Raw genomic sequence first — 15,303 nt, forward strand, 5'->3', positions numbered from 1 at the left:
TTACTTTCTATGCTTTACTTCCTATGCTTTATACACTGTCCACTATTCGTTTCCCTGGTATCTCAGTCATCACTATGGATCTTACATCGTCACGAAAGCCTCTACTCCAGACTTCCAATCACAACGTTGAAGTCGATATCCACATACCCTCCGGCCCCGCGGCGTTTTCCTTTGATCTTAACATTCTGTCCGACCTTGCAGTCCAGCACTGCCTTTTCATAAGACAAAAGATTCGAAAGCTTTTCCCCCGAAACTTCCTGCAGAACGTCTCCATTCTGAATACCCGCTGCCATTCCCGGTGAGTCTGCATTCACCTGCGTGACATAAATTCCGGCCGGCATATCCTGCTCTTTAGCCAGCGCTTCATTGATCGTTGTGCCATAGATTCCCACATAAGGAACACCCTGGCCATTTACCAAAAGCTCGATCACAGCCTTTAGATCAGAGATTGCCAGTGCCTTCGCTGTATTGCCGGCGCTCTCACCCCACACATCCGGCTTCACGATACCGATCACTTCACCAGACAGATTAAACAAAATACCCGTCCCATTTGACGACGCCGGAATATCTGTTGCCAGCACACGGCGCTGTCCGTCTGCCAAATTCTCCTGGTATTCATTAGAGCTGATAATCCCGTAACCGACTCCGTCTGCATAGCCAAACATGTTGCCCAGGGCGATCGTTACATCTCCTTTTGTGACCAGATTAGAATTTCCCAGTACAGCCACATCAATATTGTTCCATGTTGCCTTTGTGATCTTTACGCGGGGAATAGCAAATACTGCAAATCCGCTGTTCTTATCCTGCTTTTTTAAATTCGCACCATACTGTGTATTGTCTGCAAAGGTAACCGTCCACTTCTTTGTATCATTACAAACTGCATTATCACAGAGTACAAGGAGCTCCTGACCATTATCTGCCACGATGATCCCCGCCGTACTGCCTTCCGTTCCACTTCCCTCTGCCATAAGGACAGGATTATCCCTCTCCGGCTGAACCGAAACGACACTTCTGTTTGCCTCTTTTGCGATGTCAAAGACACTTTTCATCAGCGCCTTGAAGCTTTCCGCATCCAGTACAGGGGTCTGCACCGCTTCTGTCTGCGCATCCTCTGCAGGTTCCTTCTTTGGCTCCTCATCCTCCGGTATGGTGACAGTCTTAGGATTTCCCTGAAACTGACTCTGTGCCCATGGTTTAAGCGCAAAGAAACCAAGGCAGGCAAACGTCCCGAATATCAGTCCATAAATCCCCACTCTCGCAAGCTGGGTCAGAATCTTTCTTCTGGTGACTGGTTTGGGCTTGATCGTCTCCTGCAGAAAAGAAAATTGTTCTTCTTTCGGCTCTTCCAATCCTTTTTCCGGCTTTTGCTTCGGCTCTTCATCGTACGGCATAGGCTCTAATCTCCTTTAGTCTATAGTATAACCGATTCACTGGGATTGTTCAATATTTATCCTTTTCAATTTGTCCTTTTCAATATGCATTAAATAAGGTAGAATGTACCTATGAACTAAAGTAAAAGGTGAAGAAAATGAATCAGAAAACATTATATAAATTAGAATTTGATAAGATCACTGCATTATTAGAAGAGCAGGCCTCCTCTATGAGAGGCCGGCAGCTCTGCAGGAAAATAAAGCCATTGACCGACTTAGAGCGCATTGATACTCTGCAGGAACAAACCTCTGCGGCATTTACCAGGATCATTAAAAAGGGGAGGATCTCCTTAAGCGACGCATTTCCCGTGGGGGAATCACTAAAGCGCCTGGAGATAGGCGGAGCGATCGGAAGCGGTGAGCTGCTGCGTATCTGTAAGCTTTTGCAGACTGCTGCACGGGCCAAGGCTTATGGGCGTCATGATACTCAGGACGAATTAGCTGACTGCCTGGATGTCTATTTCGAACAGCTTGAACCGCTGACACCGCTGACTACCGAGATCGAACGCTGTATCCCTGCCGAGGATGAGATCAGCGATGAGGCCAGCAGTACGCTGAAAAGTATCCGCCGCAGTATAAACGGTCTGAATGACAAGGTCCATGCGACCCTTACAAATCTGGTGAATGGCTCCCTGCGTACCTATTTGCAGGACCCGATCATCACCATGAGAGGGGACCGTTACTGTGTTCCTGTCAAAGCAGAATACCGCAGCCAGGTGAATGGACTGATCCACGACCAATCCTCAACAGGCTCTACTCTCTTTATCGAACCCATGGCCGTAGTCAAGCTGAATAACGATTTAAAGGAGCTGTATGCTAAGGAACAGGAAGAGATCCAGGTCATTCTCGCCAGATTAAGTGAAGATACCGCATTATATATAGAAGAGATTCGTACAAATTATAAACTTTTGACCGAGCTAGACTTTATTTTTGCCAGGGGATCTCTGGCCCTGGCTATGAACGGAAGCCGTCCGGTACTCAATGCTGAGGGACGCATCCGTATCCGGGAGGGACGCCATCCACTGCTGGATCCTAAGAAGGTCGTACCGATCACAGTTTCACTCGGGGAAGATTTTTCCCTGCTCATCATTACAGGACCCAATACCGGAGGTAAGACAGTTTCACTGAAAACAGTCGGATTATTTACACTGATGGGTCAGGCCGGCCTGCATATTCCGGCGGGCGACCGTTCCGAATTAGCTGTCTTTCATCAGGTTTATGCAGATATCGGAGATGAGCAGAGCATTGAACAGAGCTTGAGTACCTTCTCCTCCCATATGACGAATATCGTTTCCTTTCTAAAAGATGTGGATGAGAAATCACTTGTGCTATTCGATGAGTTAGGGGCCGGGACCGACCCAACAGAGGGAGCGGCTCTTGCCATTGCAATCCTTTCCCATCTGCATAACAGAAACATCCGCACTATGGCAACCACTCATTACAGCGAGCTGAAGGTCTATGCTCTCTCTACTCCCGGCGTGGAAAATGCCTGCTGCGAATTCGATGTTGAGAGTTTGAAGCCTACCTACCGTCTGCTGATCGGAATTCCGGGAAAGAGTAATGCATTCGCCATTTCCGGGAAACTGGGGCTGCCGGATTATATCATTGAGGATGCAAAGGAACGTTTATCCGATCAGGATGTATCCTTTGAAGACCTTCTGACTGATCTGGAGACAAGCAAACGTACCATAGAGAAGGAGCAGGAGGCGATCAACGCCTATAAACGTGAGATAGAGGCCTTAAAAGTACAGGCTAAACAAAAGCAGGAGAAGATCGAGGAGCAGCGTGACAGAATCCTCAAGGAGGCCAATGAAAAGGCCAGCAGCATCCTGCGTGAGGCCAAGGAACTGGCCGATGAGACGATGAAAAATTTCCGTAAGTTCGGAAAAGAAAATATTTCCGCCGCGGAGATGGAGAAAGAGCGTGAACGCCTGCGCCAGAAGATCAAGGAGACCTCATCCGCCAGTGAACTGCCAGTGCAGAAGCAGAAGAAGGCCTATAAACCGAGTGATTTCAAGCTCGGCGAGTCCGTCAAGGTATTGAGCATGAACCTGACCGGAACAATCAGCTCCCTGCCTGATTCCCGCGGCAATCTGACTGTACAGATGGGAATCCTGCGTTCCCAGGTGAATATTTCCGATCTGGAGATCATTGAGGAAGCCCCTTCCTATTCCGCGAAATCTACAAAAGGGACCTCTAAAGGCAGGCTGAAGATGAGCAAGTCACTCTCTGTAAGGCCCGAGATCAATCTTCTCGGCAAGACCGTGGACGAAGCAGTCTCCGAACTGGATAAATATCTGGACGATGCACTGTTATCACATTTGAACACCGTGCGTGTCGTACACGGAAAAGGTACCGGCGCCCTTCGGAAAGGTATCCACGAATATCTGCGCAGACAAAAACATGTCAAGTCATACCGCCTCGCAGAATTTGGCGAGGGAGACGCAGGTGTCACAATTGTTGAATTAAAATAATACACAATATAACAGAAACCAGGGTTATCCCCTTGAATTGTTCGAGTTGTCAGAATACGGCGAGCAAAAGGGCCTGACCCCTTTGAAGGAGGCTGCTTATGGTTACCAAACAAAAAATCTTGATTGTTGATGATGACGAAAATATTGCTGAATTGATCTCGCTCTATCTGGTGAAGGAGTGTTTCGATACAAAGATCGTATACAATGGGGAGGATGCCCTTTCGGCTTTTGAGACCTATCACCCGAACCTGATCCTGCTGGATCTGATGCTTCCGGGAATCGATGGGTATCAGGTGTGCCGTGAGATCCGGGCCAAGTCCTCTACACCGATCATTATGCTGTCTGCAAAGGGTGAGGTCTTCGACAAGGTCCTGGGATTGGAGCTTGGAGCAGATGACTATATCATGAAGCCCTTTGATTCCAAAGAAATGGTCGCCAGGGTCCGGGCAGTCCTGCGCCGTTATCATCCTGTAAAGGCCGAGGAGCCCACGGAGGACAAGACAAAATGTGTAGAATATGATGGTCTGACGATCAACCTGACAAACTATGCAGTTGTCTGCGACGGTCATCAGGTGGATATGCCGCCAAAAGAACTGGAACTGCTCTATTTCCTGGCAGCCTCACCAAACCAGGTATTTACACGTGAACAGCTTTTAGACCAGATCTGGGGATATGAGTATATCGGGGATACGAGAACTGTCGATGTGCATATTAAGCGTCTGCGTGAGAAGATCAAGGATCATCCATCCTGGGGGCTGAGCACCGTCTGGGGGATAGGATATAAATTCGAAGTAAAGTAAAAGCGGTCTTCTGCCGGTTCAGCATCAGGATGTATTCATAATAAAAGGAAGTGCGGCATGAAAAGTACCTTGTACTTAAAGTTTATCATTATCTATATCATATTCGGGTTTTTAAGCTTCTTCACTGTCGGCATTCTGCCCAGCCAGCTCATGCTGGACCGTCTGGAGCAGAATGATTCTCAGAACTTATATAAGGAAGCAAATTTAATCGCAACAGATTACCTGCCCTCTTATTTTCAGGGAGATGCCTCTTCCTGGGCTGTCCATTCCCAGTTAAAGGCAATGAAGCTGTACCTGAATTCTTCGCTGTGGTTTGTGGAGGAGGACGGCACTCTGATCACCTCCGCTAACCTCGAAAATACGACAGCGCCGGAGGCAGTTCAGGATTTTGATCCTGCTGAGATCGGGAGCAGCCAGTATATGATCGGGGACTATCACGGATATTTCGAGGAAGACGTGATCACTGTCATGGCGCCCGTAACACAGGGCTTTTATATCAGGGGATATCTCCTCATCCATAAGCCGGTTTCCTATATCCAGGCTGTATGCAGCAGGATGATGTTCCCGGTCTATATTACGATGATCGCAATATATATCCTGTCGTTTATCATTCTCCTGGCCTTTCATTATTTGATCTACCGCCCACTGCGGCTGATCACAGAAGCTGCCACCCAGTACGCATCCGGCAACCTGACCTACGAGATCCCGGTCAACACACACGATGAGATGGGGTATCTGTCGGCTTCTTTGAATTATATGTCCGCTCAGCTCAGGGATATGGAAGAGTATCAGAAGAAGATCGTGGCAAATGTTTCCCACGATTTCCGTTCTCCCCTGACCTCCATCAAAGGATATGTCCAAGCCATGGCTGACGGTACCATCCCGCCGGAACTGTATGGCAAATATCTGAACATTATTTTATTTGAAACAGAACGGCTGACAGATCTGACCAAAGACCTGCTTACATTGAATGAATTCGATACAAAAGAACTGCTTCTGGATAAAACAGAATTTGATATCCAGGAAATGATCAAGAATACTGCTGCATCCTTCGAAGGCACTTGTACGCCAAAACGAATCTCCATTAATCTCTTACTTCTGCCGGATACTGTAACTGTTTACGCAGACCGCAGAAAGATACAGCAGGTTTTATATAATCTGATCGATAATGCGATCAAATTCAGCGAAAATGAATCCACCGTTACAGTTGAGGTATCCGAACGCGGAGAGAAAATATTTGTTTCCGTAAAAGACTCCGGTATGGGTATTCCGCGAAAAGAACTGAATAAAATCTGGGAACGCTTCTATAAATCAGATCTATCCCGTGGAAAAGACAAAAAAGGAACCGGACTTGGACTTGCTATCGTTAAGGAAGCCATCCAGGCGCATGACGAGCATATCAACGTGATTAGTACAGAAGGGGTCGGCACAGAATTTATCTTCTCTCTCAGCCGAAAGGAAAGTTAAGTTTAAAAGAAGGATGACTTAAAATCCTAAAAACAGAGATATCCATATAAAAAGGACGTGAAATGTATCGCGGCGGGTAAAATATATCCCGTCCCTGTACTTTCACGTCCTTTGTCAAAGCGGATACTCAAAGTCCGCCTGGATGCTTCCTTAATCAGGTTAGACCCTGTTCTTTATCCTATTCATACAGCATATTCTGAATTGACTCTTCTTCCAGATTATCCTTCGTCACCCAGATATATCCGGTATCCACTACTGCCTCATTCCCGATCTCCAAAATAGTACGGGATGCGGCAATGACAGAAGCATAACCAATGCCAAATGGGTTCTGGATCACAAGACCTTTGATCTCTCCTGCTTTTAAAGCCTCAATCTGCTCTTTTCCTCCATCGAATCCCATCAGCACTACGTCCTCCAGCCTATCTGCCTTTTTAAGTGAGGAAAGTCCCAGCTGTGCAGCCGTCACATTCGTTCCGAAACATCCCTTAAGATTTGGATGCTTCTCCAGATAGTATAGAATCACATCTTCATCCGTAAGGCTGTCAGGAGATATGTCCTTCTCTCCCTCTTTCTTTGCTTTATTCTTCTCTTCTGCGATGGATTTCTTCATATCGTCCATCTTATCCAGATACAAAGTCTCCACGATCTTAACATTCGGATAATTCTCCGTGATCTCCTTCGCAAAACTGCTTTCACGTTCTCTCCCAGTGGTCGACTTAGAGTCGTGTACAAGAAGAAGGATCTCTCCGCTGTTCTCAATCTGATTACTCAGCTTGTACGCTCCGGTCCTTGCTGCCTGGTCATTATCCGTCTTGATCGTGCACTGGATTCCCTGATAGGAATTTCCCGAGTCCAATGCAATGATCGGTATCCCATTCTCCGTAGCAAGATCAAACTGCACTGTGCAGGCATCCGCATCGATGCTCGCGATCCCGATCGCATCGGGATAACGTGCCAGCTCCTCGTCCAGAATATTCACCTGCTCGTCAATATTCTCCATCTGGCTGGGCGCATTATATGTGACCTTGATCTTGTCATCCCCCTTATATCCCAGCTCCTTATTCAGGTCATCCGCAGCCTGTTCTACACCCTTTTTGATTGCTTTCCAATAAGCAGAACCGTCGTCCTTTCCTATAATTGATATATAAGCTCCCGGCTCTAAGTTCAGCCCCTTCACATTATTATAGGCTGAGGGAGAAATCGCATTCAGGTTGTCCTGATATGGCGGCTCCTCTGTTGTATCGCCTGTGAATTTTGGCTTCTCTTCCTTCTTCGTACATGCACTAAAAGCCATCATAATGCATAATACTGCCGGGATGATGATCGTCCATTTCTTTTTCATAATTACTGCCTCCAGATTTTGTCTTACTGCCTCCAGATTACCACTTATATACTATACACTAATCTTGTGAAAAATAAAGGAATTTTTTCTTAATTTTTTAAAAAGTATTTATTTCAGTATTCCCGCTTAAGCGCAGGCGCGGCGCTGTATTCACAGAACAAGACAGCAAAACAGCAGAAATTGTTTCTAATTTAGAGCACGAAATAGCTTGTATATTTATTTGATTTATATTAGAATAAGCATATCGGCAGTTGCATAAGCACTGTTTATATTTCGTAAAGGAGGATACATACTATGGCACACGTAATTAGTGATGAATGTGTAAGCTGTGGTACTTGCGAAAGCGAATGCCCAGTAGGAGCTATCTCTGAGGGAGACGGCAAGTACGTTATCGACGCTGATGCTTGCGTTGATTGTGGAGCATGCGAAGGTGCTTGTCCTACAGGCGCTATTTCAGCAGAATAATTTCAGTAATATATCGCAAAGTGATCACAAGCAAAAGTACCGTTCCATATTGGAGCGGTATTTTTTGTCCTTTTACAAACTCTCTTTCCTTAAATATCCTGACATAATTTGACGAACGATTTCTGTCTAAACCCCCTTCATGCTATGGTATAATAACAGCGAACACAAGAATTTTGTAACATCAATGTCTTAAGGAGGTATAGGTATAATATGGGTGAGGTCAGATTTATGATTTCTGAAGCCGCCAAACAGGTGAAGGTAGAATCCCACGTCCTGCGTTATTGGGAAGAAGAGCTGAATCTGGTGATCGGGCGCACAGAAATGGGGCATCGATATTATACAAAAGACGATATACAACTTTTCCGCTGTATTAAAAAACTAAAAGATGAGGGGATGCTTCTGAAGGACTTAAAGCCTTTGATCCCAGAGTTAAAAGCAACACGCCTTAAGGTTCAGGGAGCTGAGCACTCAAAATCTCAAGATGTTCAGAAACAGGACAGGCTCACAACCCAGGATACTCAAAAAGACATAAAACCGGCTGAGAGTTCCGCCAATTCCAGGAATCCTCAGAGTACATCCATAAGCTCTCATGCGAAAGCTGCAGGTGAAGACTTTTTACTTGCTAAAGAAATGGAAAAGACACTTTCTGCAAAGGACAAGCCGACGGCTCTGGACATCGCCCAGGCTGAGGTGATTCCAGTCACCCAGTTAGAGCAGGTACGTTCCCTGATCGGGGATGTTCTGACCGAGGTTGTTACTACAAACAACGATGCTCTAAAAAAAGAGATCAGCCAGACTGTGACCAAGGACGTGATCCGGGAAATGGATTTTCTGTTTCAGGCCAAGGAACGGCAGGAGGAAGAGCATTTCCGCAAGCTGGACTGTCTTATCCGCCAGCAGCAGGCAAACCGGAAGGAAGCTGCCAGGGAAACACCCATCGGCAAGCTTAAGAAACTTCTCAATTAACAAAGAAAAGCGAAAAACCAGGACACCATTCTCCTGATTTTCCGCTTTTTTATTTTTCTTTTTATTCCTGCTGACGGAGCTCGTTTCCAAAACGGGTATACTGCGGGATCCATGCAAGCCTTACGGTCCCGACCGGGCCGTTTCTCTGCTTCGCTATGATGATCTCGGCGATCCCCTTATCCTCCGTATCAGGGATATAGTAATCCTCACGGTAAATAAACATACATACGTCGGCATCCTGCTCGATAGCTCCGGATTCACGAAGGTCAGAAAGCATAGGCCGCTTGTCCGTCCTCTGCTCAACGGCACGGCTGAGCTGTGACAGAGCGATAACCGGCACATTCAACTCCCTTGCCAGTCCCTTCAGGGAACGGGAGATCTCGGAAATCTCCTGCTGACGACTCTCGTTGCTCTTACCGCCGCTTCCGCTCATCAACTGCAGATAGTCAATGATGATCAGGTCCAGTCCCAGCTCCATCTTGAACTTCCTGCACTTAGAACGCATCTCCGTGATCGAGATACCGGATGTATCGTCAATGACCAGCCTGGACTTTCCAATCCTTCCGGCACCTTCTATGAGCTTCTCCCAGTCCGTATCCTTTAAGTTACCCGTACGCAGAAGCTGCGCATCCACATGTGATTCCAGGGAGAACAGACGGTTCACCAGCTGTTCCTTGGACATCTCCAAACTAAAGATGGCAACAGCCAGATTCTGCCTGAACGCCGCATGCTGGGCAATATTCAATACAAATGCGGTCTTTCCCATAGAAGGTCTGGCCGCAACCAGGATCAGGTCTGAACGCTGCAGCCCGGACAGTTTGTAATCCAGATCGATGAACCCGGTGGGAATTCCCGTAACGCTTCCCGTTGTCTTAGAGGCCTTCTCGATCACATCCAGAGCGTTCAGCACGACCTGCTTGATGGGCGTATATTCCTGTACACTGCCCCGCTCGGCAAGCTCGAATACCCCCTTCTCAGCCTTATCCAGGATTACCTCTAGAGGCTGATTCTCCATATAACAGGCGCTGGTCACCTCTTCGTTGACCTTGATCAGCTTGCGCAAGGTAGCTTTCTCCTGCACGATCTCTGCATAGTATTTTACATTCGCAGATGTCGTGACACTTGCCACCAGATCCCTGGCAAACTCCATGCTGCTGATCTCCGGCGGAACATCCTTCTCTTTCAAATGCTCCTGCAGGGTGATCAGATCTACAGGCTTCCCCGCCTGAAAAAGCTCTACCATCGAGTCAAACAGAATTCCATAAGCGGTCTGATAAAAGTCTTCCCCCCGGATGATCTCCGATGCCGACATGATCGCATCCTTGTTCATCAGCATAGCTCCCACAACAGCCTGTTCTGCCTCGGCGCTGTGAGGGAGTATTCTCTTAATCGCTGCTTCCATTTCCATAAAGCAAATCCCCTTATGCTTCTTCTACGACAGATACTTTTAACTCAGCAGTTACTTCCGTGTGAAGCTTCACAGGAACCGGATGCATGCCAAGAGTCTTGATCGTCTCTTTTAACTGGATCTTCTTTTTATCCACATCTAATCCCATCTGGTCCTTCACTGCCGCTGCGATCTCCTTGCTGGAAACCGATCCGAATGTCCTTCCGCCCTCTCCTACCTTGATGTAAAGCACTACCTTTCCGGCTTCGATCTTTTCCTTTAACTGCTTTGCTGCATCAAGATTCTCCTGGGCGATCTTCTCCTCCTTCTTCTTCTGAAGCTTTAACTCGTTCAGGTTCTTATTATTTGCCTCAACACCAAGCTTCTTAGGGAGGATAAAGTTTCTTGCATATCCGTCATTTACATTCACAATTTCTCCCTTTTTACCGAGAGACTTCACATCCTGTAATAAAATCACTTTCATAATTAAATATCTCCTTCTTCTATCATATTGTCTATGGTCTCTTTCAGCAGGCTGATCGCCGCCTCCATATCTGTATGGTCAAACTGTGCTCCGGCAGAATTGATATGTCCGCCTCCTCCAAGCTTCTCTGTGATGATCTGTACATTCACCTCATCGATGGAACGGGCACTTAGGAAAATCCTGCCTTCATAAATTGTCAGCACAAAGGAAGCCTTGATCCCGCTGATATCCAGCAGCTCATTCGCCGCCTGGGCTGCAAGGACCGTCGGACTCTCAATATCCCCGGGACACTGTGCGATCGCATACTCATCCCGGTAGACCTCTGCCATGCGGACAGCCTCCGCTTTGGCACGGTAGGACTCCATATCGTCGCGGAACATCTTGCGGACACGGGTAATATCTGCCCCGCATCTTCTCAAGAATGCAGCCGCCTCAAAGGTTCGTACTCCTGTACGGTTCATAAAGTTACGGGTATCGATCATGATCCCCGCATACAGGCAGTCCGCCTCAACTGACGGGAATCTGATATCATCTACAATATACTGCAGCACCTCAGCTACCATCTCACTGGTAGAGGAGGAATACGGCTCTACATAGGAAAGCACTGCATTCTCGATCACATTGCTGCTCTGACGATGATGGTCAAGCACTGCTATGGTCTTGGAACGCTTCAGCAGCTCCGGGCACTCCGTCATCTGCGGCTTATTGGTATCCACCACGACTACCATGGTATTATCTGAAATATAATCCAGCGCCTGCTCAGAATTCAGGAAAATATCCTTTCCATAAGCAGGGCTTTCAGCGATCTCATCGTATAACGGACGGACCGAATTCGTGATCTCATTAATGACCACATGCGCCTTCTTCTCCAGCTCTACAGCGGCACGGTAGATCCCCATACATGCTCCCAGGGAATCCGCATCTGCGATCTTATGTCCCATGACAATGACCTGGTCCTTTGCCACAATGAACTCACGCAGCGCCTCCGCCTTAACACGAGCCTTGACACGTGTATTTTTAGAGGTCTGCTCCTTCTTTCCGCCGAAATATGTAATTCCTTTACAGTCTTTAATGACCGCCTGGTCACCGCCCCTGGCCAGTGCAAGGTCGATCGCCACACGGGCATAGTTATAGCTCTGCGCATATGTAGCTGTATTCAATCCCAGCCCGATGCTCAAAGTAGCGGATCGCGCATTTCCAATATTAACCTGCTTAACATCCTCTAAGAGAGAAAACTTATCCGCCTCGATCTTACGGTAGCTTTCCTTCTTGATCACGATAAAATATTTATCCTTCTCAAGCTTCTTTACAATGCCGTCAATATCTCCGATATACTTGTTGATCTTACGGTCGATCAGTGCAACAAGCAGAGACTGCCGCACTTCCTCAACACTCTCCATGACCTCATCGTAATTGTCGATATAGATCAGCCCGGCGATCAGGCGCTGGTCCTCATTCTCCTTAATATAGGCATTCAGCTCTGTGACATCCTTCATATACACCGCGATAAAATATTCCTTCTCACGCGGAATAGAAAGAAGCTGTTCAGACTCACTGAACCCCTCAACAGAAATCCTTCGAAGTTCAACCTGGTAGTCTCTCTCCCTGTAAGTCACCTCGATCTCTACGTGGTCGGACTCTTCTCTGGGATAGACCCCCGTGTTCAGCTCCGGGATCAGCTTATGCAGATACTTCTCCCTCTTCTGCCCCTCGATCATGTCATTAAAACTGCCATTCTTCCACAGGATACGTCCGTCCTCTAAAAGGATCGCATATGGAATCGCCAGCTCCTTGAGCAGTGTGTTCTGGATTCCCCTATACTGCGTTGAAAACTGAATCAGGTCCGCCAGGATCAGGGAGCGGTTATAAAAGTACAGGATTCCTGCTATCACAAGATAAATGACAACAAAAACAGACATCATTCCGCCTGCCTTCCTGTCGATCATATACATCCAGATATTCATCGCGAGCAAAAGAACCGTCATAATCAGCGGCCACTGCATATACATCCGCAGCTGTCCTTTTAATCGCATATTCCTCTTTCCCATGTTATTTTCCTCATAAACCTTCTATCATGTTACCGTTAATGTGTCTAGTATATCACTTTTTCGCATATTATTCTACTTTTAGTTTTCATTCCCAGTATTCACTGGGATCTCGGCAGCCTCAGTCACCGGTCTGCCGGACTCCTGATCGATCTTAAGGCCTTTCTTATCGAGCTGTCCATACACATGATTCCTAAACAGTGTATAGACAACGGATACGATGGGGATAAATACAAGCATCCCCACGACCCCCATCAGGCTGCCCCCGATACTGACTGCTGCCAGAACCCAGATAGACGGCAGACCCACCGAGCCTCCCACGACTCTTGGATAGATCAGGTTTCCCTCGATCTGCTGGAGGATCAGGAACAGGATAATAAAGACAACCGCCTTCATCGGCGCATCCATTAAGATCAAAAATGCCCCTACCACGCATCCGATAAATGCACCAAAAATCGGGATCAGTGCCGTAAATGCGATCAGCACCCCGACCAGCAGAGCATAGGGGAGACGAAATACTGTCATCGCCACTACAAACATAGCTCCCAGGATCACCGCTTCCACACATTGTCCGGTCAAGAAGCTTGAAAATGTCTTATATGTCAGGGAGCACACATCCAGTATCTTCTCCACATAGTCCTTCTTAAGATACGCGTACATGATCTTGCGGATCTGAATATTCAGACGTTCCTTCTGCAGCAGGATATAGCAGGCAAACACAAAAGCGATCACAAAAGTAGTCATGCCGCTTACAATGTTTTTTGCAACCGTGAAGGTAGAACCAAGGACACTTCCTGCCCCATTTTTAAAGAAGGATACGATTCCGTTGAGCACCTTGTCCCAGTCGATCTTAATATCATTGACTAAGGCCACCACCTCTTTATTATTATTAAATAATTCCTCCACCCAGACCTGTACCCTCGGCACAAAGTTTTGGATACTTTTTCCGAGAGACATAAAGGTACTGCCCAGCTTCGGAACTACTACAAAGATGACTAAGGAGATCACTCCCAGGACAAAAATAATCGTCAGCACAAGACTTACCGGCCTGGAGATCCTCCTGGCCCAGTTCTGATCCTTTGTCTTCTTATTATAAAAGAGCTTCCTCTCCAGAAAATGCATAGGCACATTCAGGATAAACGCGATCGCCGCCCCCAAAAGGAACGGGAATATGATCCCCAGTAAAAACCCTGCTGCCTCCAGGACGACCGTATATTTCCAGAGCGCGATCAGCACAATGATCGTAAAAAGGATCAGCCCTCTGATCTTCCTCAAATTTTCTTTATTCAGCTCCATATCATACCTGCTTTCTATCATTATATACTCAGCCAAAGCGGATATTTCCAGATCCCCTTTGACACTTTCCCGGTCATGTTAAAGTGTAACCGATTATTCCACATTCTAACATATCAGATTGCATAGTTCCATAGTTTTTAGGGGGAAATTCAAATACAAGAAAAAGAGCCGTCATCAGCGGCTCTTTTGAAAGGATAACACAGGCAGATTCACATTGAGTATCACGACTGCACCCAGGATGCAAAGGATCCCAAGTGCTGAACCCATGGTCAGCGGTTCCTTATAGATCACAGCCCCGAACAGCGTAGTCATCATAGGCTCGATGGTAGCAAGGATCGCAGCCTTGCTGGCCGGGGTCGTCTTAAGCCCTATGGTATACAGAAGATGAGGTATCACTGCCGTTACGATCCCCAGTGCAATGGACCACCCAAGCAGCCCCGCCCTATCCTCTGCAGCCTGATAAACAGCAATGAAGCTTGAGGGCCTGGAAATGATGCACATGACCATCGCTGCAAATAAAAAGCTGTAAGTAGTCACCACCAGAGGCGGGTATTTCCTCAGGGCAACCGTCCCTATGATGCTGTAAGAGCCATAGGAAATGCCAGAAATAATCCCCAGCACAAGCCCTGCCGGAGTCACCATACCGCCTCCGCTGCCGGATACCAGGATACACCCCATAAAGGCGATCATCAGAGCCGCCAGCTTTTTTCCGGTCACCTTTTCCCGGAAAAACACAATGGACATCAGCATGACCCAGATAGGGGATGTATACATTAGTATAGAGGCAACTGACATGGACATCATCTGTATAGCAGTAAAATTAGTACATGTTACGATCGCAAGTCCGCACACACCCAGGCTGAAAAATAGCGGGATATCCCGCAAATGGATCCGAAATGACTTAGGATCCCTGATGAGCAGGATGATCACATACCCTGCCGCCGCCACTGTCAGCCTTAAGCAGGATATCTGGATCGAGGTCAGTCCATAGGCGGTAAGCTGCCGGACAAAAATCCCCATGGTTGCCCATAAGATACCGGCAGTGATCACCAAAAGGCTGCCGCCGTTATCAGAAAAACGATTTTGCTTCTTCTTATTCATAATTATTCATTTCTCCTGTGCCATATTTCTGTCTGATATCACAGGG

12 protein-coding genes are annotated in these 15,303 nt (G+C 47.1%); 5 read left to right on the top strand and 7 right to left on the bottom strand.

Annotation, left to right across the window (positions count from 1 at the left end; translation table 11 throughout):
- Positions 1 to 101: 101 nt before the first annotated feature.
- Positions 102 to 1,391 (bottom strand): S1C family serine protease, encoded by a 1,290-nt coding sequence (locus tag AC4OGX_RS03105; RefSeq protein ID WP_493328378.1) that lies wholly within the window; start codon positions 1,389 to 1,391, stop codon positions 102 to 104.
- Between the two features lie 137 nt (positions 1,392 to 1,528).
- On the opposite strand from AC4OGX_RS03105, the gene AC4OGX_RS03110 reads away from it, so the two are divergent.
- The 3 genes from AC4OGX_RS03110 (at position 1,529) to AC4OGX_RS03120 (ending at position 6,171) form a co-directional block, all read left to right on the top strand.
- The gene (locus tag AC4OGX_RS03110; RefSeq protein ID WP_493328379.1) at positions 1,529 to 3,904 is read left to right on the top strand and encodes an endonuclease MutS2; all 2,376 of its coding nucleotides are present in this window, start codon (positions 1,529 to 1,531) and stop codon (positions 3,902 to 3,904) included.
- 98 nt (positions 3,905 to 4,002) lie between these two features.
- Positions 4,003 to 4,704, top strand: coding sequence for a response regulator (locus tag AC4OGX_RS03115; RefSeq protein ID WP_493328381.1), 702 nt, complete (start codon positions 4,003 to 4,005; stop codon positions 4,702 to 4,704).
- A gap of 57 nt (positions 4,705 to 4,761) precedes the next feature.
- The gene (locus tag AC4OGX_RS03120) at positions 4,762 to 6,171 is read left to right on the top strand and encodes a sensor histidine kinase (RefSeq protein WP_493328383.1); all 1,410 of its coding nucleotides are present in this window, start codon (positions 4,762 to 4,764) and stop codon (positions 6,169 to 6,171) included.
- Between the two features lie 178 nt (positions 6,172 to 6,349).
- Here AC4OGX_RS03120 and AC4OGX_RS03125 read toward each other — a convergent pair whose 3' ends face one another.
- Entirely contained in the window at positions 6,350 to 7,513 is a 1,164-nt protein-coding gene (locus AC4OGX_RS03125) for a substrate-binding domain-containing protein (protein WP_493328385.1), read from the bottom strand.
- Between the two features lie 294 nt (positions 7,514 to 7,807).
- Between AC4OGX_RS03125 and fdxA the strand changes: the two genes are divergently transcribed.
- Together fdxA and AC4OGX_RS03135 are read left to right on the top strand one after the other, a co-directional pair.
- Positions 7,808 to 7,978 carry a 4Fe-4S ferredoxin gene (gene fdxA / locus AC4OGX_RS03130; protein ID WP_493328387.1) on the top strand — a complete coding sequence of 57 codons (171 nt, stop codon included), beginning with the start codon at positions 7,808 to 7,810 and terminating at the stop codon, positions 7,976 to 7,978.
- Between the two features lie 210 nt (positions 7,979 to 8,188).
- A complete protein-coding gene (locus AC4OGX_RS03135) occupies positions 8,189 to 8,944 on the top strand; it encodes a helix-turn-helix domain-containing protein (RefSeq protein ID WP_493328389.1) in 756 nt (251 codons plus the stop codon).
- A 61-nt stretch (positions 8,945 to 9,005) separates the two neighbouring features.
- Here AC4OGX_RS03135 and dnaB read toward each other — a convergent pair whose 3' ends face one another.
- The 5 genes from dnaB to AC4OGX_RS03160 form a co-directional block, all read right to left on the bottom strand.
- Positions 9,006 to 10,352, bottom strand: coding sequence for a replicative DNA helicase (gene dnaB / locus AC4OGX_RS03140; RefSeq protein WP_493328391.1), 1,347 nt, complete (start codon positions 10,350 to 10,352; stop codon positions 9,006 to 9,008).
- 13 nt (positions 10,353 to 10,365) lie between these two features.
- Positions 10,366 to 10,815, bottom strand: a complete 450-nt coding sequence (gene rplI, locus AC4OGX_RS03145) for a 50S ribosomal protein L9 (protein WP_493328392.1) — start codon at positions 10,813 to 10,815, stop codon at positions 10,366 to 10,368.
- Positions 10,816 to 10,817: 2 nt separating this feature from the next.
- Positions 10,818 to 12,863 (bottom strand): DHH family phosphoesterase, encoded by a 2,046-nt coding sequence (locus AC4OGX_RS03150; protein ID WP_493328393.1) that lies wholly within the window; start codon positions 12,861 to 12,863, stop codon positions 10,818 to 10,820.
- Positions 12,864 to 12,941: 78 nt separating this feature from the next.
- The gene (locus tag AC4OGX_RS03155; RefSeq protein ID WP_493328532.1) at positions 12,942 to 14,156 is read right to left on the bottom strand and encodes an AI-2E family transporter; all 1,215 of its coding nucleotides are present in this window, start codon (positions 14,154 to 14,156) and stop codon (positions 12,942 to 12,944) included.
- A gap of 174 nt (positions 14,157 to 14,330) precedes the next feature.
- Positions 14,331 to 15,257, bottom strand: a complete 927-nt coding sequence (locus tag AC4OGX_RS03160) for a DMT family transporter (RefSeq protein ID WP_493328394.1) — start codon at positions 15,255 to 15,257, stop codon at positions 14,331 to 14,333.
- Positions 15,258 to 15,303: the final 46 nt, after the last annotated feature.

The organism is Faecalicatena sp. (assembly GCF_058819085.1).